We start from the raw sequence: 25691 nt of genomic DNA, 5'->3' as shown, positions 1-25691 counted from the left end.
CTGATGTACCAAGCTCGCAGTTACTAAAGTTACTATAAATATACACAATATTTGGGCTCGAATTTTCGAGCTTCTAACTAATGGTTATTTTAAATCAGCTCTTGGTATTTCTAAAATTACTTTTTTTTCATCTTCAGATAATATTATCCAATCAAAAATTTCTTCGTTAGTACGTCCGCAGCCAGTACAAAAACCACTGCGGCGTTCACATATGCCTAAACAGTCGGTTTTTAATTTAGATGGTTTTTTGTTTTGATTTGATTTGCGCATTGTTAAAGTCCTAACGGTGGTGCAATTTCAAAGCGAGTAGAAAACCCGTTGCCTTCTTGAATTGTAGAAAGTGTAATAACAGGGGTTTTAGTATCAAGTACAAAGGTGCTGTAAATTGAACTTGCTGTTTCTTTTTGGCTTTCAAACCAACCTGTTTTGGTTAAGCATTGGCGTAATTGCTTAGCAATTTTTTGATGAGACTTTATTGTTTGAGTTTGTGTTTTAACAGGTGTTTGGCATTGGTAGCTTACTTGCTCTGACTTATTTAAAGTAACAGTACAGTTTGCTCCAATCATATGAGTATTCGTGCGCCATTGATTAGTAAACTGGTTATTTACTTTATCTGTTTTTATTGAATTAAAACCAAACTCATAACTGCTTATAAGGTTATTTACGGTGCTGCATTCATCAGGTGTTACTGTGGTTTTTACAGACTGATTAGTTGTAGTAGTCTGATTAGTTTTGCTGGTACAGCCCGCTAAAATAAACACAATAAGAAGAATAATATAGTTTTTCATAGTTCACAGTAACCGATTAATTTAGCCACGCACTATATCACACGTGATTTACCGTAAAAATAAAAAGGCCCATATAAATATGAGCCTCTTTGTTAGTCGCAACTAATGCTATTTATGGCGACCTTGCAGGCATTTAACTACGTCTTCTAAGCCTAAGCCTTGGCGTTGTAGTAATACTGTAAGGTGATAAATTAAATCAGCTGACTCATTAGTTAGCTCATCGTTATCGTGTTTCATTGCAGCAAGTGCCACTTCTACGCCTTCTTCACCTACTTTTTGACAGCTACGGCTTAAGTCTTTAGCAAACAATGAAGCGGTGTAGCTTTTTGATGGGTCGTCGTTTTTACGCTCAACAATGACATCTTCTAATTGTGCTAAAAAGCTTAAGCTTGGTTTAGCATCATCGCCAAAGCAGCTTTGTGTGCCTAAGTGACACGTTGGGCCCTCTGGATTAGCCAGTACTAAAATTGAGTCGTAGTCACAATCGGTATGAACCGATACCACGTTTAAGTAGTTTTTTGATGATTCGCCTTTAGTCCATAAGCGCGATTTAGAGCGCGAATAAAAGGTCACTTTGTTGCTTTCAAGTGTTACCTTTAGTGCTTCGCTGTTCATAAAGCCTTGCATTAAAATAACGCCAGAGCGGGCATCTTGAACAATAGCAGGGATCATTTCGCTTTTAGCAAAATCAACTTGGGTTTGGTTTTGTTGTGTTAATTGCATAGTCTTGCTGCCACTTGGTTATCTGTTAAAAATTGTTTTAATTCGCCAATGTTAATCACATTTTTGTGAAAAACACTGGCTGCTAATGCGCCATCGACTTCGCTTTGTTTAAATACGTCTACAAAATCTTGCATGCTGCCAGCACCGCCAGAGGCGATAAGTGGGATATTACATAATGCGCGCATTTTACTTAGCTGTTCGTTGTCGTAACCATTACGTACACCGTCTTGGTTCATACAGTTTAAAACAATTTCGCCTGCGCCTAAGTCTTGCACGCGTTTAACCCATTCCTCGGTTTTATAACGTGTGCGGCTTGATGCGTTAGGATCGCCGGTTAATTGATACACTAAGTATTCGCCGGTTATTTCATCATAAAAGCTATCAATACCTACAACAACACATTGCTTACCAAATTCATCGTGTAGCTCTTTTATAAGCTCTGGGCGTGCAATAGCAGGGCTGTTAATACTTATTTTATCGGCGCCGCGCTCTAAAACACGGGCTGCATCAGCTACCGATTTAATACCACCTGCCACACAAAATGGAATATCAATATGGCGAGCAATGCTCTCTACCCAATTTACGTCAAGTAAGCGTTTTTCAACACTTGCGCTGATCTCATAAAAAACCAGTTCATCGGCACCAGCATCGCTGTATGCTTTTGCCATTGTTAAAATATCACCAACAACTTCATGGCCTTTAAATTTAACGCCTTTTACTACTTGGCCGTCTTTAACATCTAAACACGGAATTATGCGTTTTGATAACATGCCAACGCCTCCTCAACGCTAAATGCGTCATCAAGTAGTGACTTACCTAAAATAACACCGCCTACGCCAAGCTCTTTAAGTTTTTTAATATCATCAAGTGAACTTACGCCACCTGAGGCTTGCACTTTAATGGTGCTGTTGTGACGAGTTAAATCTTCATATAATTCAAATGATGGACCTGTCATGGTGCCATCTTTACTGATGTCCGTACATAAAAAGTCAATAACACCTAAGCTTACATAAAAATCAACAAGCTCAAGTAAACCAAACTCAGATTCACTTAACCAACCGTGCGTAGCAGGTGCCCAGCCAGTGGCTGTTTTATTTACATCAAGGGCAATTACAAAGTGCTCGGCGCCAAATTGCTCAATCCAGGCTTTTACTTGTTCGCGTTTTTCTACTGCCATTGAACCAATAACAACTTGGTTTGCACCGGCTTTTAGCCAATCGCTTACATCTTGCTCTGAGCGAATACCGCCGCCCACTTGATAGTGTACGTTAAGCGCTTTGGTTGCAGCTTGAATATGTTTCCACTGTTTTTTACTTGGATCGCGTGCACCTTCTAAATCAACAAGGTGCAGTTTACCTGCGCCACTGTCGGCGTATTCTTTTAAACGCGCGCCAAGTTCGAAAGGGTAAAACTGTGCTGTGTCGTATTTACCTTGGTACAATCGTACAATTTGATTTTGTAATACGTCTAATGCTGGAATAATCACAAATAATCTCTTTTTTGTTAGTTAATGGACAGTTTATAGCTGCCAATCAACAAAATTTTGTAATAAACGTGTGCCTACTTTTGCACTGCGCTCTGGGTGAAATTGCATGCCAGCGTAATTGTCTTTAGCAACAATGGCTGAAAAGGTTTGGCCGTATTCGCCGCTTACAAGTGTTGCATCGTTTACGGTGTGCGCAAAGCTATGTACAAAGTACACTTGCTCGTCTTGTGTTAACCCTTTAGTAAGTGCATGCTCTTTATTAATGCTTAAGTTATTCCAACCCATATGCGGCGACGTTAAACTGCCAACATCAAGGGCTTTTACTTGCCCTGGTATTTTACCTAAGCACTGTACGTTACCTTCTTCGGTGCTTTCGCACAGTAACTGCATACCTAAACAAATACCCATAAGCGGGCGCTGGTATTCGTTTATCGCTTGTTGCCAGCCGTTATCTACTAGGCGTTTCATAGCAACCGATGCATGACCAACGCCAGGCAATATAGCGCGCTCAAAACCCGCTAATTGCTCTGGTGAAGTAATTACTGTTGGCGTTTGCCCTAAGCGTTCAAACGCAAAGCGTACAGAATTTATATTGGCACAACCTGTATTAATTATGGCAATCATAAACATCCCTTAGAGCTGGCTGTTTGTTGGCTCGTGTCTTGTGCTACTGCCATACGAAGGGCGCGTGAAAACGCTTTAAATAAACCTTCTACTTGGTGATGGCAGTTACCGTCGCTTACCGATAATATTAGGCTAATAGCAGCATTATCACTTAAGCTTTTAAAAAAGTGCTCAACCATTTGCACGTCTAAATCGCCGGCTTTTTCTCGGCTAAAATTAGCGTTTAATACAAACGAAGCACGGCCCGATAAATCAATTTGTGCCTCTGCTTTACATTCATCCATTGGCAGTGCAAAACCATAGCGTGCAATTTGCGATTTAGTGCCAAGTGCTTGTTTAAGCGCAACACCAAGAGCAATACCAATGTCTTCAACAAGGTGGTGCTCGTCTATGTGTAAATCGCCTTTGGCTTTAATGTTTAAACCAATGTTTGCGTGGGTGCGAATTTGATCAAGCATGTGATCAAAAAAGCCAAGGCCGGTGTCTATGCTACCGTTTTTAGTTTGATCTAAGTTTATGGCTACATCAATTTGGGTTTCTTTGGTGTTACGGGTAACACGGCCTTCGCGGTTGGCTGTGGTTAGCTTGGTAACAATAGCAGGCCAGCTGCCATCGTACAAAATGCCTTCACAACATAAATTTTGTGCAAGACCAATATCTGTTTGGCGATCGCCAATTACATATGAACGTGCTAAATCAACTTTGCCAGAGCGCATAAGCTCAGTTAATAAACCTGTTTTAGGTTTACGGCAATCACAGTTTTGCTCATCAAAGTGTGGACAAATTAATACCTCGTCAAAGCTAATGCCTTGGCTTTGCATTATGTCCATCATTTTGTCTTGTGCTATATCAAAGTCAGCAGTCGGAAAGCTGTCTGTGCCTAAGCCATCTTGATTCGATACCATCACTAAACGGTAACCGGCGGCTTGTAATTGTAATAAAGCCGGGATAACACCTGGTAGAAAAGCAAGCTTCTCTAAGCTGTCTACCTGTTTGTCGGTAATTGGCTCTTCGATTATGGTGCCGTCGCGGTCAATAAATAAATAGGGGTTACTCATGATACTTCGTTTCCTGCTAATGGTGCTGTGGTAGCTGGCGTTTGTAAGCCATCTAACCAAATTTTTACTTGTTCGAGCTCTTGTTCACTACCAATTGAAATTCGTAGCCAATCGTCTTCACCGTATAGGGTAAACGCGCGCATTACTAAACCTTGCTCAAGCGCTACTTTAAAGTAGTCTTTGTTGGCTAATTTTAAGGTAACAAAGTTACCTTCACCAGTGAGAATTTTTAATGCAGCAGGGGATGCGTTTAACCACTGTACAAGTTTGGCTTTTAAGCTATTTAAAATAGTCACTTGGCGGCGCATTGATGTAATTGCATCAGGTGCAATTGCTTGCGCTGCAATACTTGCCACCACACCCGATACTGGATACGGCGCAATCACTTTACGAATTGGCGCCAGTACACTTTGTTGTGCAAGTGTAAAACCAGTTCTAAGGCCTGCAAGTGCAAATGCTTTTGATAATGTGCGCAGTACCACTACATTACTAAATTCGTTTATAAGTGCTGTGGCGCTTTGCTCTGGGCAAAATTCAATATAGGCTTCATCAACAATGACTAGTGCTTTACCCGCAAGCGCTGTTGCAATTGCTTTTACTTTATTAAGCGGTGTTAGGCTACCTGTTGGGTTATTTGGATTACAAATAAACACCAGTTTCGAGTTGCCCACAGCCTTTACTATTTCATCTACACTGCCATCAAGTAATAGCGCTTGCGTTAGGCTATTAATGGCAACGTTATGAGTATCAGCCGTTACTTTGTACATACCGTATGTTGGCAAAAATAACGCAATGCTGTCTTTGGCTGGTTCACAATAAGTGCGTACTAAGAGCTCAATGCCTTCATCGGCGCCGCGCGTCATTAATACATTTTCGCTTTCAAGCTCTGTATAAGCAGCGTAGCGGTCAATCACCAGTTGCGGTTGTGGATCTGGGTAGCGATTTAAATCTTCAATACTCAGTTCAAGGTTTTTAGCATAAGGGCTTTCGTTGGCGTTTAACCACGTTGTACCGGTTAGCTTTTCACTTTTAGCAGAGCTATAGGCAGCAAGTGCTGCAATATTTTGTGGTAATAAGCTTGTCGCTTGTGCGCTCTCATTGCTCATTTTTAATTGCCTCTAAACGAATTGAAACCGCATTAGCGTGGGCATCGAGGCCTTCTGCATCTGCAAGTGGTAAAATTGCTTTTGAAAGCTCCGTTAAACCACTTTTATTAATTGTTTGCACTGTGTATGTACGGAAAAAATCAAGCAAGTTTAAACTCGAGTAAGTTGCACTGTAACCATATGTTGGTAACACGTGGTTAGTACCCGATGCGTAATCGCCTGCAGATTCTGGAGTGTAGTCACCTACAAATACTGAGCCTGCATTTTTAACTTTATCTAGGTAAGGAGTTGCATCAGCTAATTGTAAAATTAAGTGCTCTGGGCCATATTGCGCCGATACTTCAAATGCTTGCTCAACTGAATCAACCAAAATAAGTGAAGAATTAGCAAGCGCTTGCTCGGCTGTATCTTTGCGGCTTAAGTTTGCAAGTTGGCGTGTAAGCGCCTGCTGCGTTTGCTCAATGATACTTTCGCTGTTACACAATAAAATAACTTGCGAGTCTGCGCCGTGCTCAGCTTGCGAGAGTAAATCTGCGGCTATAAATTCTGGGTTTGCACGCTCATCTGCAATCACTAATACTTCAGACGGGCCTGCTGGCATATCGATTGCCATACCAGGAATTGTTTGCGCAACAAGTTGTTTGGCCATCGTTACAAAGCTATTACCTGGGCCAAAAATTTTGTTCACTTTAGGCACTGATTCGGTGCCGTAGGCCATTGCGGCTATTGCGCCTGCGCCACCACTTTCAATCAACGTTGTAATACCACACAGCTTTGCAGCATATAAAATGGCAGGGTTAATACGTTCATCACCTTGAACAGGGGTTGCGAGTACAACAGTTTTAGCACCACTTAATTGCGCAAGTACACCTTGCATAATAACCGATGATGGCAGTGGAGCACTGCCACCTGGTACATAAATACCCACAGCTTCGATGGCCTGATATTTCAGTTCACATTCAACACCAGGTTGGGTTGATAACTTAATATCTTTAGGCAATTGCGCTTCGTGAAAACGTTTAACGTTTACATAAGCAGTGTCAATTGCGTATTTAAGCTCTGCGCTTAGTGCTTGCTCTGATGCGTTTATTTCATCAAGGGGTACACGTAAACGAGGGTTAGCTCTATTATCAAACTTTTTAGCCATATGGAGTAAGGCTTTATCGCCTTGCTCTTTAACATCGCTCATAATTGTTTGGCATATCGCTTCAACCTTTGCGCTGGCAGAAACCGCAGGGCGCATTAGCGCCGCTGCTTGTACTTGTGAAGATTCCTCATTCCAACGAAGCATGGTACTTACTCCATCATTTTTTCAATTGGCATTACTAAAATAGAGTTAGCGCCTAGGGCTTTAAGCTGCTCCATTGTTTCCCAAAATAATGTTTCGCTGCTTACCATGTGAAGCGCTACGTACTCTTCGTTCCCAGCAAGTGCTAGTAGAGTAGGTTGGCCTGAGCCTGGTAAAATTTCGCAAATTTCATCAAGTTTAGTTTTTGGCGCGTGTAGCATAATGTATTTGCTTTCTTTTGCTTGTTTAACACCACGAAGGCGCGGCATAAGCTTATTGATTAGCGCTAGTTTGTCTTCATCTTGAAGGTCTTTATTTTGAATTAAACAGGCGTTTGATTCTAAAATTGTATCACCTTGAATTAAGCCGTTCGCTTCAAGTGTTGCGCCGGTTGAAACTAAATCACAAATTGCATCAGAAAGACCTGCACGAGGGGCAACTTCTACTGAACCTGTAAGCATTACAGTACTTGCATTAATGCCTTCGCGCTTTAACCACTGCGTTAAAATTTCTGGGTAGGTTGTAGCAATACGCTTACCTTCAAACCAGCTCTTATCACGCGGGCCAAGCTCTTGTGGCCATGCAAGTGCAAGGCGGCAGTAACCAAAGTCTAGTTTAGCTAGTTTGCTAACTTCACTTGGTACACCTTGGCGTTCACGTTCTGCTTGAACTTCTACTAGCACGTTTTCGCCAACAATACCTAAATCACATACACCGTCCATTACTAAGCCCGGAATATCGTCATCGCGCACACGTAGTACGTCAATTGGCATATTAGTTGAGTGTGCAATTAAGCGTTGCTCACGTAGGTTTAATTTAACACCTAGTTGCTTTAGTAAATCTTGACAATCTTTAGACAGGCGACCGCCTTTTTGGATGGCGATACGTAGACGATTTGTGTTACTCATTATTCATTTTCCTTTAATTTAAAAACTAAAAACCCCGAGGGGAACCTCAGGGCGAAAATGAATCAATGTGTTTTGAATCGCCAGAGGTTCCTTTTAGGAATAACCTCTCAGCGAAAGACCTGACAGGTTATTCCGGTGAATGGTGGTGATGATGTACTGTTGTCAGGTTTAAGCGCATTTTTATATCCTATTTTGCTTAACGCTGTTTAGTGAGCATTAAGCTATAATCTGTTTCAATAAATTTCACATTCATAAAAACATAAACTGCCTTGCTAAGGCAAGTTTTTTTTTACCTAATTAAAGCATATCTTATAACAGTCGATAATATTGAAAGCAAAACCTCACTTTTTGCTGTTTTAATGTTTAAAATGTAGACAAAGCAGGCCTTGTTGGTCGTTTTATCTAATTTAGTAAATTAACGTTAGGGAGAAATGTATGGACATAATGATCCCTTTTTTAGGGAAAATATCACGACTCGAACTCGAGCCAAAAGGCGCTTTTCACATTGCAGGTGTGCAAAATACGCCTCAAACACAAAAAATTAAGCTGGAAAATGAAAAAAAACAACCGCTAAATAAAAAACGATTAGAAACAGCTCAGGGCAACAAAAGCGCAAACACCGATAATGAAAAAGCAATTACTGTAGACGATGAAGGGAATAAACATTTAGATACGTGGGCATGATCTGAATTAATAATAGTAAAAAGCCACGGATGACTTTTTACTATTATGGGCGTGTTATTTTTTACGCCTTATATATTTGTTAGTGCTTTTTAGCTTTAATAATATAAAAGCTAAATATGGCTGCAACAGCAATTTGCGCTATAAAACCTTGCCACGTAGATTTTAAACCAAGTAGTGCAATATCAAAGTTTATCGGCATTGAACTAATGGCGACTATATCGGCCTCTTGTAATGCAATGACAGCTTTACCCATTAATACAAAGGCAAGTGCAAATAATAAGTACGTGGTATACGCAAAAAACTTTGCAATAGGTAACTTAATCGAATATTTGACTAACACCCATGCAATAAGCGCTAATAAAGCCACACCTAATGCAAACCCAATAGCCACCGATGAATACTGCGCTTGTGAGCTTTGCGTTAATAGCGACTGATAAAATAATACCGTTTCGAAAATTTCACGGTATACGGCAATAAAAGAAAGCCCCGCTAATCCCCATAATGTACCCGACTCAAGACGCTTATCAATATTATCGTTTATGTATTTTTGCCATTGTTGTGCACTGGTTTTACTGTGCATCCACACGCCAACGTATAGCAAAATAATAGCTGCAAATAGGGCGCCTGCGCCTTCCATGACTTCGCGGCTTGCACCACTTATTTGTATTAATGTTTGCGCTGCTGCCCATGTTAAGCCGCCGGCAATGAGTGCCATAACCCAGCCTACATGAACGTATTTAAGCGCATCTTGGCGCTGCGTTTTTATAAGTACAGTCATGAGCGCAATAACAACTAATAGTGCTTCTAAGCCTTCGCGTAGCAATATAACTAAACTTGCTGAGAGGAGTGCACCATCAGTTAGTTTTGTTTCGTTTAGCATACTATCTGCTTTAGCAAGTTGTGCTAGCGCCGCACTTACTTTTTCGTTAACGATGGTAGTATCTTTCTCATTTTTGAAGGTTTGACGCAGATCCATCAGTTGTAGTTCGATGTTTTTACGCAAAGTTTCGTCGTAAGCATTTAAGTTATTTTCAACAAGCTCAAAGCCATCTAGGTATGCGCTAATTGCTAAGTCACTCGCCTGAGAGTAATTGCCTTTAGCGTGTGCGGCTTGCGCTGCAAGTAATTGCGTACGGGTTACCGTTATCGGGTTCTTTTTACCGGTAAATAATTGATCTGGATTACCACGAAGCCAATTAACGTAGTGTGCTTGCGATTCACTTTGACCTGCCGATAATTGTGCAGGGTTTAGGTTTACAATTTGCGAAGCGGTAACACTTTCAAAAGTCCCTTCGGGTTTTTGTACATCTTTGAATGCTAAACTTCCTACATAAAAAGCGAGTGACCAACGCTGCTGCGCATTAAACTGTGTAAAAGCAACCATAGGTGTATCGTTAATACCATTTGTTACAGCATCATATAAGCCCATTAGCGAACGATTGGTTGCGCGCTCTTTGTCAGTAAAATTGGTTGGCTCTGGTGTTAGGTTTTTAGCAAGCGGCCCGTTACCTTGCCCACTTGCGCCGTGGCATATAGAACAATTAGCAGCAAAGAGTGCTTTAGTTTGCTCGATTGGCAGAAGTGTTGTTGGTAAAGATAACTGAGGCATAAAAGTAAGTAGTGATTCGCGAAGTGCAGAGCTTTCTTTTCGTACTTTTTCTACACTCTCTTTGTTAGAAATCGCTGTATGCAGCGCCTTTGCGTGAGTTTTTACGGTATCAAATTTAGTTGTTTGACTTGAAAGCTGACTAGCTTGCTCGAGAATAACATGTGAAAACTCGCTCATTTCTTGGTATTCATCAGAATCCAGTATTTCACCATTACCTACAGCGGCAACGTAATCTACTCCTACATATTCAGCAAGTTGAGCAATTTGCTTAATTTTTGTTTGTTCACTTCCTGAAGCCGAAGCACTGAAGCTTACAACTGTTATGACTAAAAGGATGAGAATAAAATTAAACTGTCTTTTACTTAACGACATTAATTTAAAAAATACGTGAGAATTATTTATGGACATCGGAAAGCCCTGAAGAGGAAAAGTCAAAAATTATAATCGTTTTCATTTGCATTTCAAGCGGATTAAACTAAAGCGAGGCTATTGGCTAAAAGTATAACAATTAGTAAAAGTTTTAAGCGCTTTTGCAACACTTAAATAACAGCGAATAAAGATACAAAAGCTTTATTCGCTGTGTTTAAAATTAGTGCTATTTAGTTTGGTCAGCCGATTTAATACTACTTTGAATAAGCGGTGAAATAGTCAAACCTTGCACAATAATAGAGAATATAACGACAACGTAGGTAACAATAACAAGTAGGTTATGTAAGTCTGAGCCACCAATAAACACTTGTTCGCGAGGAATTGCTGCTGCCATTGCAAGTGCTAACCCTCCACGAAGGCCGCCCCACGTCAGGATTTTTACGCTGTGTTTATCGTAGGTTCTAAATCGTTTGAAAAATATAAATGGGGTTCCCACACTTATAAAGCGTGCAAGTAATACAGCAGGCACCATTAATAAACCTAAACCAATTTCACCAAGCGTAATTGGCATTGTTACTATTAACATGCCAATTATTAAAAATAAAAGTGCGTTTAGAAAGCTGTCGGTTGCATGCCAAAAATCTTTTACGTAGCGCGTATCTTCTGGGCCTGTGCGTTCTGTTGCTTTAGTGCGGGTAATATTACCCATCAATATGCCGCTTGTTACCATAGCAAGTGCACCCGAAATTTCCCAAATATTTGCAGCAGCAAAACCTGCAGTAGGAATAGTTAACGTTATCAATAAACGAATATTTACATCGCGACTGTTAATAATTAAAAAGTGACCCACTAAAGCAATAGCCAAACCAAAGGCTATACCGCCTAGGGCATCTACAAAAAAGAGCTCTGCTATATCGCCAAATTGTGCATCCGTGCCATAAAAAGCAACCGAGAAAATAGTTGTAAATATTACCAGACCTATACCGTCGTTAAATAAAGACTCGCCTTCAACTTGCACCGATATACCCTCTGGTGCGCGCATTTGTTTAATAATAGCCAATACGGCAATGGGATCTGTTGGGCTAATAAGTGCGCCAAACAATAAACAGTATATAAATGGTACTTCAAAGCCAAATAATGCGAACAGATAAAAACTTAAATAGCCCACTATAAAAGTTGAAGCAATAGTAGAAAATAGCACTAATGCGGTTATTTCCCAGCGCTGCTTACGAAGCGCCATAAGGTTAATTTCCAGTGCGCCAGCATAAAGTAAAAATCCGAGCATACCTTTGAGTAATAATTCATTAAAATTAATGCTAGAGACGATTTGGGTCATGGCTAAGGCATTTTGATCACCTAATAATTTAACGGCAACAATCAATAATAAAGAAATAACGACTGAGCCAGTTGTAATGGCAATAGTAGTTTGCATTTTGAGGATATATTGGTTTGCAAAAGCAATAAAAATTGCAATGGCAGAGAGAAAACAAATGAGATACCAAGCATTCATTGGCTAACCTTACTATTTATTTACGATAGAAAAAAAGGAAATTTTAAACCCGCGTATGGTACCTCTGTGCTTTACCTGTGTCACAGCCTTTATGGTTTGATTAGCTATATTTATTATGTCCTGTAGGACATTTGGTTAATGTATAATTTCTGTTGTTACGTGTTGTAATGCATTTTTTAATACTGGGTTACTTGGTGAAGGTAGTTGACTAAACCAACATTAAACATTGCTCTAATTAACCGTTTTTATCTTCTTCAATTTTTTTCTACGCCTTCTTTAAAATATCAATCAATGTAATTTTAAGTAAATATATGTTTACAAAATGTTAAATGGAGTTTTTGATTGTTTTTCACTAAATCATTAACTGACTGTAATTAAATAGGTTAAATTTTAAACTAATACTTTACTTGTAAATTAAATGTTTAATTTTTAAAACTTAAATTTGTAACATATGCTTGATCCCTAATCGGGTACAGGTAGTTCCGGTTAATACAATTCCACTACAAACTAAATATTTTAACGGAGCGTAAACGTGAATTTATCAAAAATCACCTTAGCAACTTTTGCTGCTTTAACTTTTGTTCAAGCAACAGATGCAGTAGCTGCGAATAAGAAATACTTAAATCAACAAGCGGCTATAAATACTATGGTGCAATCTAATTCTGTATCACTACTATCTACAAGTCCTCAAGAATTAATTGGGTTGAGTGTAAGGAACGAATTAGTTGTACTAAAAGAGTTTACGAGCAATAACGGGGAAGTGACTCGTCGGTATCAACAAACTTATCAAGGATTGCCCGTAATAGGGGATACTGTAAGCCTTACATTTAGAAACGGCATGCTAAAAAAAGCGCACGGCGCAGCAGTGTATGACATTGAAGGTGATATAAGCGATGTTGGTGCTAAATTATCAGCTACACAGGCTATGCTCCAAAGCCAAAATGTGGGTGTTGCAGCAAAAACAATTGGTTTAAAAAAACATAATGAAAAATCTAGATTGGCTATTTGGGTCGATCAGCAAAGTAAAGCGCACTTGGTTTATGAGGTGTCGTATGTCACCTATGGAAAATCGCCTTCTAGACCTTACCAGATCATTGATGCTAATTCTGGAGAAGTACTGCTTAGCTTTGACAATCTTCAACATGCAGATGCGACAGGTCCTGGCGGAAATTTAAAAACAGGGAAATACATATACGGCACTGACTTCGATAGTTTAGATGTTACTCAGTCAGGCAATAATTGTACGATGAATAACTCAAATGTACGCACCATAAATCTCAACGGTGGTACAAGTGGTACGTCTGCCTATTCTTTTACGTGTCCTGAAAATACTTTTAAAGAAATAAATGGTGCTTATTCTCCACTTAATGATGCGCATTATTTCGGAAATGTAATTTTTAATATGTATAACGATTGGATCGGTACGCCACCCCTTACCTTTCAGTTAAAAATGCGAGTTCACTACAGTAGTAACTATGAAAATGCATTTTGGGATGGCAGCGCCATGACCTTCGGTGACGGCCAAAACACGTTTTATCCGCTTGTTAGTTTAGACGTGTCGGCCCATGAGGTCAGCCATGGTTTTACTGAACAGAACTCTGGCTTAATTTACAGTGGCAAATCGGGTGGTTTAAATGAAGCTTTTTCTGATATGGCGGGTGAAGCGGCTGAGTTTTATATGAAAGGCACTAACGATTGGTTAGTTGGCCAAGATATATTCAAAGGCAATGGTGCGCTTCGCTACATGAATAACCCAACGCAAGATGGTAATTCAATAGATAATCAATCGAGCTATTACTCTGGGATGGATGTACACCATAGCTCTGGTGTATTTAATAAAGCTTTTTATAATTTGGCTACCACACCCGGTTGGGATACAAAAAAAGCATTTATTGTAATGACAAGAGCAAATCAGCTTTATTGGAGCGCAAGTACAGATTGGGATTTAGCAGGTAATGGCGTAATGGATGCAGCATGTGATTTAAACTATGACCCAAGTGATGTACAGGCAGCGCTAAGTGCTGTGGGAGTAACCTCTAATTTAAGTTCAGGTAGCACATGTAGCTCAACACCTCCCCCAACTAACGATGAAGCATTAATTAATGGCGTAACTCGCACTGGCATAAGTGGTTCTTCTAAAGAGCAACTGTTTTTTACGTTAGAGGTGCCTGCTGGAGCAAGTAATTTAGTGTTTAATACCAATGGTGGATCAGGTGATGCTGATCTTTATGTACAATTTGGAGCAAAACCAACGTTAAATAACTTTGATTGTAAAAGTACCACTTCATCAAGTACTGAGAGTTGTTCAATTAGTAATGTTCAAAGCGGAACTTACTATGTAATGGTTGAAGCATGGAATGCTATTTCTGGCGTTTCTCTAACGGGGAGTTTTGATGGCAGTAGTAGTGGCGAAGTTACCCCTATTAATGTGACAGAAACTAATGTGAGTGTTGGCGCGGGTGCGTGGACACGGTTTACACAAACATTAAATGAAGGTTATACGTCACTTGATGTTTCTATATCTGGTGGAAGTGGTGATGCTGACTTGTACGTAAATTATGGATCAGCATCAAGTACGGGTACATATCTTTGTCGCCCGTATAAAAATGGCAATAGTGAAAGTTGTACCTTTGATGCTCCACAAGCAGGTACTTGGTATATAGACTTACGCGGTTACAGTTCTGCAAGTGGTGTAACGCTTAGTATTTCAGCAAATTAAACCTACTTTAAGGGAGCTCTCGCTCCCTTTCTTTCAAAGTTGTATTTAATAACAAGGAATACTTATGAAAAGTTCTATTTATACTTCCCTATTATGCGCATCTACTCTCTTAACATCGTCGACATTATATGCTCAAAATAATGAAAGCATTTGGGTTAGTATTGATCCGGCTGCTGCAAAACATTATCAACAAGCCCAAAAAACATTTATACAAAAGGAACAATTATTAAGCGTACAGAATACAAATATGGATTCGGTAAACTTAATGAAAATTGAGCAAGAAAATATCATTCAATTGAGTGAGTTTATGCATCACAATTACAACCGCTGTGGTGGATTTGTTGCGCATAGTTCACTAAGTGAAGCACAGCAATATACTCAGCAATTAGCTTCTGTTCAAAATCAACTTGCCAATATTTCAACTAGCTACACCATAGATAATTCACAAACAGTCCAAGCGCTAATAAATCGTGTAAGCGAGATTAATCTAACAAATACGGTTAATACATTAAGTAATTTTTATAACCGTTACTATTCATCTCAAACTGGTGTAGATGCAGCCCAATGGTTAAAAGGTTATTGGCAGCAACTTGCAAGTGCTAGAAATGATATTTCAGTTGATTATTTTACACATAGTTGGTCTCAGTCATCGGTTATTGTAACTATTAACGGCAGTGAAAAAGCAGACGAAATTGTAATTATTGGTGGTCATCTAGATTCTATTAATCAGTCAAACCCAAGCAATGGGCGTTCACCCGGTGCTGATGATAATGCATCAGGCATTGCGGTTTTAACTGAAGCACTTCGTACTGTGGTAGAGCAGAATTATAAACCCCAAAGAACGATTAAAATTATGGCTTTTGCTGCTGAGGAAGTGGGTCTTAGAGGTTCAAAGGAGATTGCTACAGCGTATAAATCACAAGGTAAAAATGTGATTGGTATGGTGCAATTTGATATGACCGGTAACAATGGTAGCAGTGAAGATATTGTTATGATGACTGATTACACTACTAATTCACAAAATCAGTACTTAGGGCAGTTAATTGATACATACTTACCTGCGGTTACTTATGGATTTGATCAGTGTGGTTATGGTTGTTCTGATCATGCTTCGTGGTATCAACAAGGCTTTTCAGCATCGATACCGTTTGAGTCAAAAATGGCTGATATCAACCCGTTAATACATAGCGAAAATGATGCAGCTTTTGATGCTGAACACGCAAGTAAATTTGCAAAGTTAGCCGTTAGTTATTTAGCTGAAATGGCTAAAAATGCTGGAGAAATACCCCCAGTAAATAATAATGAGCTACAAAACGGGGTCGCAGTAACAGATATAGCAGCTAATGCTAAAGAGCAACTTTTTTACACGCTACAAGTAACGAATAATATTAGTAATTTAAACTTTTCTACCGCTGGTGGCAGTGGCGATGCTGATTTATATGTGAAATATAACTCTGCACCGTCGCTTGCTAGTTACGACTGTAAAAGTGCAACCTCATCTAGCAATGAAAGCTGTGATATTTTAAACACTCAAGCGGGAGTTTATTACGTGATGGTAGAGGCTTGGAACGACATAGCTAATGTATCGCTCATAGCTAGTTATACCGAAGAAGATAACTTAGAGCCAGTTAACCGCATTGAAGAAAATATTAGTGTTTCCTCAGGCCAGTGGGTTAGGTTTACACAAGAATTACAAGCTGGGTATTCTTCTTTAAATATAAGCATAGCTGGTGGCTCAGGTGATGCTGATTTGTATGTAAATTTTAATAGTCAATCATCCGAGCAAGTTTATGTATGTAGGCCATACAAAAATGGCAATAGTGAACAATGCAGTATTTCTAATCCTCAAGGTGGTAAGTGGTATATAGATTTAAAAGGGTACAGTGCTGCAAGTGATATTTCATTAAATATTACTGCGCAATGAAACGCATCCTCAAATAGCTTACCAATATAACTATTATGTTGCTAAGTAGAGATGAATTAATTAATGGGAGCTATGCTCCCTTATTTTGTACTTGCGCTGCTTACTTAAATACTTGCCCTTGATGTATAGCTTACGTAAAATCCCGCTATTATTTATTTTAAAGTGATTGGCATTATCAAACAGCTGTTTAGTGAAACCGGACCACTGGCATTATCGCTTGAGGGTTATACACCTCGCCAGCCTCAAATTGATATGGCCGTAGCTGTTGCAGATGCATTAAAAAATAGCACCCAGCTAGTGGTAGAAGCGGGGACCGGTACGGGTAAAACATTTGCATATTTAGCACCCGCACTAAAATCAAAAGGTAAAACCATTATCTCAACGGGGTCAAAAGCCCTGCAAGAACAGCTTTATCACCGCGATTTACCTCAACTTGTTAAAGCGCTAAGCGCCTCTAAAAAAACGGCTTTACTAAAAGGGCGTGCCAATTACTTATGTACCTATCGATTAAATCAACATGTTGCACACGTACCCACAGATGACTCGGATGTAATGCATCAACTGGCGATGGTCGCAAAGTTTGCAAGCGAAACACAGTCGGGTGATTTAGCCGATTGTATTGGCATTGAAGAAGACGCCAAAGTGTTGCCTTATGTAAACTCAACCGCCGATAACTGTTTAGGTAAAGAATGTCCCGACTTTCAGAGTTGTTATATACGTAAAGCGCGATTAAATGCAGCCGAAGCAGATGTAGTTGTTATAAATCATCATTTATTTTTTGCAGACATGGCAGTAAAAGACTCAGGTTTTGCTGAGCTTATGCCCACTGCAGATGCTTACATATTTGACGAAGCCCATCAGTTAAGTGAAATTGCGAGTGATTACTTTGGCGAAAGTATAAGTACTAAAAAGCTGGTTGATTTAATTAACGATTTACGTGCAATTTACCGGGCCGAAATTCCTGATATGCTGCAATTGGGTAAAAGCTTAAATAAACTTGAAACGAGTGTAGCTGATTTACGTTTACAGTTTGGTGTTGATGGCAGCCGTGGTGACTGGCGCGAAAAGCTTAGTGATAAATTAATATGTGCAGCACTGCACAGAGTAATAAGCGATTTAGACTTTGTGTATCAAGTATTAAAGTTATGCTTAGAGCGAAGTGATAAAATAGAACACCCGTTTGAGCGAACACTTGCTTTTAAAGGTCAGCTAGAGCGTGTATTTGATACAGCTCAAACAGGGTTTAGTTACTGGTACGAAACAACAAGGCGCTATTTAACGGTTAATATTACACCGTTAAATGTATCAGCTAAATTTGCTAAAATGATGGAAGATACAGGCGCGGGCTTTGTGTTTACCTCAGCTACGCTATCTGTAGATAATAAGCTTGAGCATTTTAATGCAAGTTTAGGACTAAAGCCCAAACAAAGTATGATGGTAGATAGCCCATTTGACTATCCAAACCAAGCGTTATTATGTTTACCCAGGTTTTTACCTGAGTCACATGCAGACAATATGCCTCATGCGATTGTTAGGCTAACACTTGAACTAATTAAGTCGGCAAAGGGGCGCTGCTTTGTGCTCTTTACCAGTTATAGAATGATGCACTTGGTTGCCGAAGGCTTAACCACGCAAATAGATTACCCAGTGTATATGCAAGGGCAAATGTCTAAACGTATCATACTTGAAAAGTTTACCCGCCATGGCAACGCAGTACTGCTTGGCACCGCTTCTTTTTGGGAAGGCGTGGATGTGCGCGGTAGCACTTTAAGCTGTGTTATTATTGATAAGTTACCGTTTGCCGCACCAGATGACCCTTTATTGCAAGCTAAAATGCAAGATTGCCAAATGCAAGGTAAAGACCCATTTGCGCATATCCAGCTTCCACAAGCTGTTATTGCACTAAAGCAAGGTGTAGGGCGTTTAATACGCGATAATAAAGACAAAGGCGTATTAGTAATATGCGATAATCGCTTAGTAACACGCCAATATGGCCAAGTATTTTTAAAAAGCTTACCGCCTATGCGCCGCACGCGAAGCTTAGAAGATGCCAATACATTTTTAAAACAAATTAATTAGAGTACTAAAATGATCAAAAGTAATATTCTTGCCCTTGATGCTTCAACAGAAGCGCTTTCAATTGTTTTACATGTAAAGGGACAAACATTTCATCATTTTGAAGAATGCCCACAGCAGCATAGCCAAAAAATTCTTCCGCTTATAGATGAGCTACTAAGTAAAGCTAACTGTAAATTAAAAGACTTAGATGTCATTGGTTTTGGCCAAGGACCAGGTAGCTTTACTGGCGTGCGTATAAGTGTTGCAATTGCACAAGGGTTAGCTTATTCAACTAACTTACCATTAATTGGGGTGTCTACACTTGCGATTATGGCGCAGCAAGCTTTTGAGCAAAACGGCAGTACTCATGTATACCCAGCTATTGATGCTCGAATGGGCGAAATTTACTTTGCTCAGTATCAAGCTAATAACAATTTAATGCAGCTTGTTAATCAAGAATGTGTATTAAAGCCTGAGCTTTTAAACGCCGATTATATTTCAGATAACGAGCAAAGCTATACAGCTGTTGGTACAGGCTTCAATACTTACCCAGATTCACTGGACAGTTTTGATAACGTTTCTATTAATAGTGAAATTACACTGCCAGATGCACGTTTTATGCTCGCCCTTGTAGATGCAGAATTTTTAGCTGGTAATGGTGTTAAAGCAAGCGATGCACAACCAAAATATGTACGAGATACGGTTACGTGGAAAAAGCTACCTGGTCGCGAATAGGCTTAAGTTTGCAAATTGTTTAATTTTAAATCATAATTTTAGCCATGTTTAAGTTTGGAGTTTGTTTATGACATTGCCCATTGGTTCTGGTTTTTTTGCTGGGGATATTCCTGGTAGAGTAAGCTCAAAAAGTGTTGTCACAAATAAACCTCAAAGTGTTGCTGATCAAAATACAACGCAAAAAACAGACACTGAGTATGTAAAAAGCAGTAAAGAGGGTGTAGAGCGCGCAAATGAGTTTTTTAAAGCCAGCGCGAGTACTGCGCAGTTCAGCCAAACAATTTACGATCAGCCTACTGCACAAGTTAGCAAAGCAATTTCTACTTATACAGAGTTTGCTAATTTAGAACGCAGAGCAGAAGTACAAGATTTAATAGGCGTAGATATATACGCTTAAAGTCTTTAAAAACGTAAAAGCCCGAACACGTGTTCGGGCTTTTACGTTTAGTGCTAACTATTATTTTTCAATAAAGCCAATTAATTTATCTGCAATATCGGTATTGTTTTGTGAACCAATAAATTGCTCACTCCCTTTACCATAAGCAAATACTTGTACGTCTACTGCGGTATGCCCGCCTGTAGTCCAACCAGTAAAGCTCGTATCACTAATAATACTTTTAACCGCTAAATTAAGCGCTTTATCGCCCATTTGCTTAGCTTGCTCAAGCTTTATTTTATTTTCAGTCGTAAATTCAATATTAGTGTTAGCATTCCACACTGATTTTAGGTCGTCTGATTCAAGTAACTGCTGAGTTAATTTACCTGCTGTTGCTTTAACACCCTTCACTACATCTGTTTCCCATTTATATTGACCGTGTGCGCCAAGGGTTAAACCACCAGTCGAGTGATCGGCTGTAATTACTAATATGGTATCTTTATTTTTATCGACATAGGCTTTTGCTTTTTCGATAGATTTAGCAAAGTCATCCATTTCCGCCATGGCACACGCAATATCGTTAGCGTGACCACACCAATCAATTTGGCTGCCTTCAATCATTACAAAAAAGCCTTCTTTATTTTGGCCATCAAGTAAATCAAGTGCTTTGGAGGTAAGCTGAGTTAAACGCGTTGGGTTTTCATCAAGTGCAAAAGGTAGACCTTTAGGAGCATATAATCCAATTGCAGGCACTTGTGTTATTTGATTTAGGTTTTTAATATCGTCGCCATATTGATAACCTGCAGCTTTAAACTCATCTACTAAGTTACGGTCTTCGCGAATAAAATACTGAGTACCACCGCCTAACATTAAATCGACCGGTAATTTACCTGCAATTTTGTTATCGATATAGTCATTGGCAATATCATCGTAATTATTGCGTGATTCATTATGTGCTGCAAAGCTTGCTGGCGTAGCATGGTTTATTTGTGATGTCGCAACAAGTGCGGTGGTCATCCCTTGTTCTCGGGCTACTTCTAACATTGTTTTTACAGGTGCTTTTTTGGTATCTACTGCAATAGCACCGTTATAACTTTTATGACCGCTGCTAAGTGCAGTAGCACCTGCAGCACTGTCAGTTACATAAGTATGATCATCAGGGTAAGTAGTAGCCATGCCTGTTAAAATTGAATCAAATACTGTTTTTTCAACGTCTTTGGTGGCTGGGTCGTCTTTAAAATAGCGATAAGCAGTCGTGTATGCAGGACCCATACCGTCACCAATCATATATATGACATTTTTAGGCGCAGACTCTGCTTGTACGCCAGAAGAAGCACATAACAGTGCTAATAAGCTTAATTGTTTTTTCATTGTTGTACCTTATGAGTGTACCTTATTTAATAGCCGCTGATATTGTATACCGATAGCCTTATAAATAAATGAATATCTAGCGTTTTTGTAATAATTGCGCTTTAAGAATATTAAATAAGAGCTAACATTAGGGGTATTTATTATATTTATACTAGTTATACACTTTATATATAAAGCAAATTAGGTGGAATTTTAATCTATCATGAGCCGGTAACACATGTTTAAAATATATCCGTATCTAAATAACTTCATTAAGTCTATGAAATATAGATACTTTAAAAGCATTGGCGTTTTTTTATAAATCAAATATATATTACATGCTGAATTTTGGCACCATTTGAGGGGTTAGTGGTCTGACAACATGTATGATATAAATACCGACGCGCTTAAATAAGTAAGGAGTTTTATGTGCAGCCATTTGATATTAAAACAAACAACTTACATATTCATGGCTTAAAAGTTGGTTCTGGCACCGAGATAGTTATAGCGCTGCATGGTTGGTTAGATAATTGTCATAGTTTTTTGCCTATGTTGAATAATTCAAAGCCTGATGAAACATGGTATTGTATTGATTTAGTAGGGCATGGCTTATCAAGTTGGCGAAGCGATGATGCACATTATTATTTTGTAGATTATATTAATGATTTACATGAGTTTATAACTGCACTTAATTTTAAAAAAATACACCTAGTTGGGCATTCTATGGGGGCTATGGTAGCGGGACTTTATGCTAGCTGTTTTAGTGAAAAGGTTAAAAGCGTAACCTTTATAGAAGGCATTGGGTGTATAACGACGCCAAGCGATGAAGTATGTGAGCAGCTTAAAAGTGCAGTTTTAAACAGGGCTAGATTAAAAAATAAAAAACCGCGTTTTCATAAATCTAAACAACAAATTTATGATGCGCGTGCTCAAACAACTGACTTAAATAGTAAGCAAATAGCGTTATTAATGCAGCGCAATATACAAGAGCTTACAGAAGGTTTTGTTTTAACCACAGATCCTAAGCTTAAAAATCATTCAGGTTTTAGGTTTGATGAAGCGCAATGTATTGGTGCAATAAAAGAATTAACTGCACCATGTCAATTAATTTTAGGGAACGAAGGGTATTCGTTTGTAAAACAAAATTTAGAAAAGTATATTAGTTATTACAATAACTTAAAGGTAATTAATGTGTCTGGTGGGCATCATTGCCATATGCAAAGTAGTGAGTTATGTTTTGAGCATATTCAAGACTTTATGCAGCAAAATGGTGCATGTTAATTGTAAGTTTACGTAAAATGTGGGATTATTCCTGCATTAGAGTATTTGCTCAATTGTGAAAGTGCCTTACTTAGATTAAGGTTAATAAAAATATAATTATAAACAGGGGCTAAGAGTGGAAAAAATCTGGCTTAAGCGCTACCCAGAGGGTATGCCTGAAACAATCGATCCTGAGCATTATAACTCGTTACTCGAAGTGTTCGAAAAAAGTTTTTCTGATTACAAAGATTTACCCGCATTTACTAACATGGGTAAAACTTTAACTTATGATGAAATAGATAATGCTACAAAAAGAGTAGCGTCATATATTCAAAATGATTTAGGTTTGAAAAAAGGCGACAAAGTCGCTGTTATGATGCCTAACTTGTTACAAACCCCTATTACTATTTTAGGTGTACTACGCGCAGGTTGTGTTGTGGTTAATGTTAACCCGCTATATACAGTGCGTGAGCTTGAGCATCAGCTTAAAGATTCTGATACTACCGCTATTTTTATCTTGGCAAACTTTGCAGATACGCTTGAAAAAGCACTTGCAAAAACAGATGTAAAACACATTGTTGTTACGCAAGTGGGTGACTTAGTTGGTGGTGTTAAAAAGCATATAGTTAATTTTGTAGTCAAGTACGTAAAGAAAATGGTGCCAAACTACAGCTTACCTAATGTAATTAAATTCTCTGATGTACTTAACGCCGATGCCGCTAAATATACCCGCCCGGAAATGCAATTATCTGACTTAGCTTTCTTACAATACACAGGTGGTACTACCGGTGTATCTAAAGGTGCAATGCTTAGCCACGGTAATATGGTCGGAAATCTCGAGCAAGTATCAGGCTGTCTAGACAAAGTATTAGATAGAGGCACAGAAGTAGTTGTTACTGCTTTACCGCTTTATCATATCTTTGCTTTAACGGCGAACTGCTTAACGTTTATGAAATATGGTGGTTTAAACGTATTAATTACAAACCCACGTGATATGCCTGCGTTTGTAAAAGAGCTTAGCCAGCACAACTTTACTGCAATAACCGGAGTAAACACATTATTTAATGGTTTATTGAATACACCGGGTTTTGCGGAACTTGATTTTAGTCATTTAAAAATGTCGCTTGGTGGTGGAATGGCCGTTCAGCGCCCTGTAGCTGAGAGATGGCAAAAAGTAACAAGCTCTAAACTAATGGAAGGGTATGGTTTAACCGAGTGTGCACCACTTGTAACCGTAAGCCCATACGATTTAGAAGCTTATAATGGTTCAATTGGTTTACCTGCGCCAAACACAGAAATTAAGCTTATGCTTGATAATGGCGAAGAAGCAGCCAAAGGTGAACCAGGTGAGTTATGGGTTAAAGGCCCACAAGTAATGCTTGGTTACTATAATCGCCCAGATGCAACAGCTGAATGTTTAAAAGATGGCTGGTTTGCAACAGGCGATATAGCAACATACGATGATGAAGGTTTCTTTTACATAGTAGATCGTAAAAAAGACATGATTATTGTTTCTGGCTTTAATGTTTTCCCGAATGAAATAGAAGAAGTCGTTGCTATGCATGATGGTGTGCTTGAAGTAGCAGCTATTGGTATACCTCACGATGTAAGTGGCGAACAAGTTAAAGTTTTTGTTGTGAAAAAAGACCCTTCTTTAACTGAAAAAGATATAATAAATCACTGTCGTGATAATTTAACTAATTACAAGGTCCCTAAACTGGTAGAGTTTAGAGATGAGTTACCTAAGACTAACGTAGGTAAAATACTCAGAAGAGCCTTGAAAGATTAGCAACCTATAAAAAAGCCGGCATTAGCCGGCTTTTTTATTGTAGGAGATTAAGTGCAATACCAATTGATCGAAACACAAAATCAGCTTAATACTTTTGTTGAGCAAATTAAAAGTAAACCTATCTTAGCAATTGATACCGAATTTATGCGCCGTCGCACTTTGTATCCAGAGGTTGCACTGATCCAAGTTTTTGATGGTGAACATTTAGCATTAATAGATCCACTTGCTGAACTTTCACTATTTGATTTTTGGGAGATTTTAAAAGATCCCGCTGTTTTAAAAGTACTGCATTCACCCTCAGAAGATATCGAAGTTTTTCAAAAATACGCAGGCTTTGTTCCTGCTCCATTATTTGACACTCAATTTGCACTGCAGTTACTTGGTGAGGGCAACTGTATGGGCTTTGCCTTAATGGTAAAAGAGTTGTTAGGAATAGAAATAGACAAAAGTGAATCGCGTACCAATTGGCTTCAGCGTCCTTTAACTAAAAAACAATTAGATTATGCAGCTGCCGATACTTTTCATTTATTACCTTGTTTTGAGCTGATTATAGAGCGTATTAATGAGGCCGATTTGTTTGATATTGTAATAAATGAGAGCGAGTTAATTGCAAATAAACGTGCGTTTCAAACACCCGATGATCTTTTATATAAAGACATAAAAAATGCATGGCAATTAAAACCGCATGAGCTGGCAGTACTAAAAGAGCTAGCTGTGTGGAGACGTAACAAAGCAATACGAAAAAATTTAGCGCTTAACTTTGTGCTTAAAGAACACAATATGACTGAAATTGCTAAACGAGGGCCTTCGAGCTTAAATTCGCTTAGACAAATTCCGGGTGTTGAATCGATGGAAGTTAATCGCTCAGGTGTAGAAATACTAAAATGTATTGAAACTGCTAAAGCAATGCCTGAAGAGCTTCATCCTCCTGTGCTTAAACGTTTAATAGATTTTCCCTCTTATAAAAAAGTAGCTAAAGATATAAAACAAAAAGTAACTAAAGTGGCTAAAGAGCACAATATACCAGAAGACGTAATGGCTTCTAAAAAACAAGTTAATCAACTTATAAGCTGGAATTGGAAGCTCACTAATGAGCAAAAACAAAAGCATATTAAGCCAGATTTACTAAGTTCGTGGCGCTATAGTTATATAAAAGAAACACTAAAAGAGTGGGATAAATAAGGTTGAAACGGGCTTTAATGCTTACTCAACTAAACACAAAAAACACCCATATACATACGATGGGTGTTGCTATTAATCTGCAATAATTTTAAATACTATTTTAATTACGCAAATGAGTACTAAACAAAAACGGCACTCAAAGTGC

General features: G+C 38.8%; 22 protein-coding genes. 9 read left to right on the top strand and 13 right to left on the bottom strand.

Translation table 11 applies throughout. The features are described 5' to 3' along the window. Nucleotides 1–84: 84 nt before the first annotated feature. The 10 genes from J8L73_RS06740 to hisG all read right to left on the bottom strand — a co-directional run bounded on the left by J8L73_RS06740 (nt 85) and on the right by hisG (nt 7981). Nucleotides 85–270 carry a DUF1289 domain-containing protein gene (locus J8L73_RS06740; protein WP_211015620.1) on the bottom strand — a complete coding sequence of 62 codons (186 nt, stop codon included), beginning with the start codon at nt 268–270 and terminating at the stop codon, nt 85–87. Nucleotides 271–272: 2 nt separating this feature from the next. Then, entirely contained in the window at nt 273–788 is a 516-nt protein-coding gene (locus tag J8L73_RS06735; RefSeq protein ID WP_211015618.1) for a hypothetical protein, read from the bottom strand. 108 nt (nt 789–896) lie between these two features. Then, nucleotides 897–1511 carry a bifunctional phosphoribosyl-AMP cyclohydrolase/phosphoribosyl-ATP diphosphatase HisIE gene (hisIE, locus tag J8L73_RS06730; protein ID WP_211015616.1) on the bottom strand — a complete coding sequence of 205 codons (615 nt, stop codon included), beginning with the start codon at nt 1509–1511 and terminating at the stop codon, nt 897–899. Next, nucleotides 1502–2281 carry an imidazole glycerol phosphate synthase subunit HisF gene (gene hisF, locus J8L73_RS06725; protein ID WP_211015614.1) on the bottom strand — a complete coding sequence of 260 codons (780 nt, stop codon included), beginning with the start codon at nt 2279–2281 and terminating at the stop codon, nt 1502–1504. The genes hisIE and hisF overlap by 10 nt, the downstream gene beginning before the upstream one ends. Further along, nucleotides 2263–2997 (bottom strand): 1-(5-phosphoribosyl)-5-[(5-phosphoribosylamino)methylideneamino] imidazole-4-carboxamide isomerase, encoded by a 735-nt coding sequence (locus J8L73_RS06720; RefSeq protein WP_211015612.1) that lies wholly within the window; start codon nt 2995–2997, stop codon nt 2263–2265. Before J8L73_RS06720 ends, hisF begins: the two co-directional genes overlap by 19 nt. 33 nt (nt 2998–3030) lie before the next feature. Further along, nucleotides 3031–3621: an imidazole glycerol phosphate synthase subunit HisH gene (gene hisH / locus J8L73_RS06715; protein WP_064387245.1), complete on the bottom strand. Its 591-nt coding sequence runs from the start codon at nt 3619–3621 to the stop codon at nt 3031–3033. Beyond that, a complete protein-coding gene (gene hisB / locus J8L73_RS06710) occupies nt 3618–4679 on the bottom strand; it encodes a bifunctional histidinol-phosphatase/imidazoleglycerol-phosphate dehydratase HisB (protein ID WP_211015610.1) in 1062 nt (353 codons plus the stop codon). The genes hisH and hisB overlap by 4 nt, the downstream gene beginning before the upstream one ends. Next, nucleotides 4676–5785: a histidinol-phosphate transaminase gene (gene hisC, locus J8L73_RS06705; RefSeq protein WP_211015608.1), complete on the bottom strand. Its 1110-nt coding sequence runs from the start codon at nt 5783–5785 to the stop codon at nt 4676–4678. Before hisC ends, hisB begins: the two co-directional genes overlap by 4 nt. After that, a complete protein-coding gene (gene hisD, locus J8L73_RS06700; protein WP_211015606.1) occupies nt 5775–7076 on the bottom strand; it encodes a histidinol dehydrogenase in 1302 nt (433 codons plus the stop codon). The genes hisC and hisD overlap by 11 nt, the downstream gene beginning before the upstream one ends. A gap of 5 nt (nt 7077–7081) precedes the next feature. Beyond that, the gene (gene hisG, locus J8L73_RS06695) at nt 7082–7981 is read right to left on the bottom strand and encodes an ATP phosphoribosyltransferase (RefSeq protein ID WP_004586378.1); all 900 of its coding nucleotides are present in this window, start codon (nt 7979–7981) and stop codon (nt 7082–7084) included. A gap of 435 nt (nt 7982–8416) precedes the next feature. Here hisG and J8L73_RS06690 point away from each other — a divergent pair, with 435 nt between their 5' ends. Beyond that, on the top strand, nt 8417–8665 hold the full coding sequence (locus J8L73_RS06690; RefSeq protein ID WP_211015604.1) for a hypothetical protein: 249 nt from the start codon (nt 8417–8419) through the stop codon (nt 8663–8665). Nucleotides 8666–8744: 79 nt separating this feature from the next. Here J8L73_RS06690 and J8L73_RS06685 read toward each other — a convergent pair whose 3' ends face one another. Then, nucleotides 8745–10646 (bottom strand): cytochrome c/FTR1 family iron permease, encoded by a 1902-nt coding sequence (locus tag J8L73_RS06685; protein ID WP_247659592.1) that lies wholly within the window; start codon nt 10644–10646, stop codon nt 8745–8747. A 223-nt stretch (nt 10647–10869) separates the two neighbouring features. Continuing rightward, on the bottom strand, nt 10870–12153 hold the full coding sequence (locus tag J8L73_RS06680; protein WP_211015602.1) for a sodium:proton antiporter: 1284 nt from the start codon (nt 12151–12153) through the stop codon (nt 10870–10872). Between the two features lie 532 nt (nt 12154–12685). Here J8L73_RS06680 and J8L73_RS06675 point away from each other — a divergent pair. The 5 genes from J8L73_RS06675 (at nt 12686) to J8L73_RS06655 (ending at nt 19986) form a co-directional block, all read left to right on the top strand. Further along, nucleotides 12686–14872, top strand: coding sequence for a pre-peptidase C-terminal domain-containing protein (locus J8L73_RS06675; RefSeq protein ID WP_211015600.1), 2187 nt, complete (start codon nt 12686–12688; stop codon nt 14870–14872). Between the two features lie 64 nt (nt 14873–14936). Further along, nucleotides 14937–16796, top strand: coding sequence for a M28 family metallopeptidase (locus J8L73_RS06670; protein ID WP_211015598.1), 1860 nt, complete (start codon nt 14937–14939; stop codon nt 16794–16796). Nucleotides 16797–16958: 162 nt separating this feature from the next. Further along, nucleotides 16959–18875 (top strand): ATP-dependent DNA helicase, encoded by a 1917-nt coding sequence (locus tag J8L73_RS06665; RefSeq protein ID WP_211001122.1) that lies wholly within the window; start codon nt 16959–16961, stop codon nt 18873–18875. A gap of 9 nt (nt 18876–18884) precedes the next feature. Next, nucleotides 18885–19589: a tRNA (adenosine(37)-N6)-threonylcarbamoyltransferase complex dimerization subunit type 1 TsaB gene (gene tsaB / locus J8L73_RS06660; protein WP_211015597.1), complete on the top strand. Its 705-nt coding sequence runs from the start codon at nt 18885–18887 to the stop codon at nt 19587–19589. A gap of 67 nt (nt 19590–19656) precedes the next feature. Continuing rightward, nucleotides 19657–19986, top strand: a complete 330-nt coding sequence (locus tag J8L73_RS06655; protein ID WP_211015595.1) for a hypothetical protein — start codon at nt 19657–19659, stop codon at nt 19984–19986. A gap of 60 nt (nt 19987–20046) precedes the next feature. Here the strand turns inward: J8L73_RS06655 and J8L73_RS06650 are convergent, their stop codons facing one another. Beyond that, complete coding sequence (locus J8L73_RS06650; RefSeq protein ID WP_211015593.1) at nt 20047–21336, bottom strand: alkaline phosphatase; 1290 nt, start codon at nt 21334–21336, stop codon at nt 20047–20049. Between the two features lie 408 nt (nt 21337–21744). Here J8L73_RS06650 and J8L73_RS06645 point away from each other — a divergent pair, with 408 nt between their 5' ends. The 3 genes from J8L73_RS06645 (at nt 21745) to rnd (ending at nt 25546) form a co-directional block, all read left to right on the top strand. Next, complete coding sequence (locus J8L73_RS06645) at nt 21745–22596, top strand: alpha/beta hydrolase (protein WP_211015591.1); 852 nt, start codon at nt 21745–21747, stop codon at nt 22594–22596. A 115-nt stretch (nt 22597–22711) separates the two neighbouring features. Continuing rightward, nucleotides 22712–24364, top strand: a complete 1653-nt coding sequence (fadD, locus tag J8L73_RS06640) for a long-chain-fatty-acid--CoA ligase FadD (protein ID WP_211001127.1) — start codon at nt 22712–22714, stop codon at nt 24362–24364. 51 nt (nt 24365–24415) lie between these two features. Then, nucleotides 24416–25546, top strand: a complete 1131-nt coding sequence (gene rnd / locus J8L73_RS06635; RefSeq protein ID WP_211001128.1) for a ribonuclease D — start codon at nt 24416–24418, stop codon at nt 25544–25546. Nucleotides 25547–25691: the final 145 nt, after the last annotated feature.

It is taken from the genome of Pseudoalteromonas sp. MMG006 (genome assembly GCF_018101025.1).
Classification (GTDB): domain Bacteria; phylum Pseudomonadota; class Gammaproteobacteria; order Enterobacterales; family Alteromonadaceae; genus Pseudoalteromonas.
Note: the sequence above shows the minus strand (reverse complement) of the source record. Positions and strands in the feature narration are given on the sequence as shown.

What these genes read in the sequence shown, in the direction of transcription:
- hisH (WP_064387245.1), bottom strand. Translation starts at nt 3,621, where the DNA reads ATGATTGCCATAATTAATACAGGTTGTGCCAATATAAATTCTGTACGC.
- hisF (WP_211015614.1), bottom strand. Translation starts at nt 2,281, where the DNA reads ATGTTATCAAAACGCATAATTCCGTGTTTAGATGTTAAAGACGGCCAA.
- J8L73_RS06680 (WP_211015602.1), bottom strand. Translation starts at nt 12,153, where the DNA reads ATGAATGCTTGGTATCTCATTTGTTTTCTCTCTGCCATTGCAATTTTT.
- tsaB (WP_211015597.1), top strand. Translation starts at nt 18,885, where the DNA reads ATGATCAAAAGTAATATTCTTGCCCTTGATGCTTCAACAGAAGCGCTT.
- J8L73_RS06650 (WP_211015593.1), bottom strand. Translation starts at nt 21,336, where the DNA reads ATGAAAAAACAATTAAGCTTATTAGCACTGTTATGTGCTTCTTCTGGC.
- J8L73_RS06735 (WP_211015618.1), bottom strand. Translation starts at nt 788, where the DNA reads ATGAAAAACTATATTATTCTTCTTATTGTGTTTATTTTAGCGGGCTGT.
- J8L73_RS06690 (WP_211015604.1), top strand. Translation starts at nt 8,417, where the DNA reads ATGGACATAATGATCCCTTTTTTAGGGAAAATATCACGACTCGAACTC.
- J8L73_RS06670 (WP_211015598.1), top strand. Translation starts at nt 14,937, where the DNA reads ATGAAAAGTTCTATTTATACTTCCCTATTATGCGCATCTACTCTCTTA.
- J8L73_RS06685 (WP_247659592.1), bottom strand. Translation starts at nt 10,646, where the DNA reads ATGTCGTTAAGTAAAAGACAGTTTAATTTTATTCTCATCCTTTTAGTC.
- hisG (WP_004586378.1), bottom strand. Translation starts at nt 7,981, where the DNA reads ATGAGTAACACAAATCGTCTACGTATCGCCATCCAAAAAGGCGGTCGC.
- hisB (WP_211015610.1), bottom strand. Translation starts at nt 4,679, where the DNA reads ATGAGTAACCCCTATTTATTTATTGACCGCGACGGCACCATAATCGAA.
- hisC (WP_211015608.1), bottom strand. Translation starts at nt 5,785, where the DNA reads ATGAGCAATGAGAGCGCACAAGCGACAAGCTTATTACCACAAAATATT.
- hisIE (WP_211015616.1), bottom strand. Translation starts at nt 1,511, where the DNA reads ATGCAATTAACACAACAAAACCAAACCCAAGTTGATTTTGCTAAAAGC.
- J8L73_RS06740 (WP_211015620.1), bottom strand. Translation starts at nt 270, where the DNA reads ATGCGCAAATCAAATCAAAACAAAAAACCATCTAAATTAAAAACCGAC.
- J8L73_RS06655 (WP_211015595.1), top strand. Translation starts at nt 19,657, where the DNA reads ATGACATTGCCCATTGGTTCTGGTTTTTTTGCTGGGGATATTCCTGGT.
- hisD (WP_211015606.1), bottom strand. Translation starts at nt 7,076, where the DNA reads ATGCTTCGTTGGAATGAGGAATCTTCACAAGTACAAGCAGCGGCGCTA.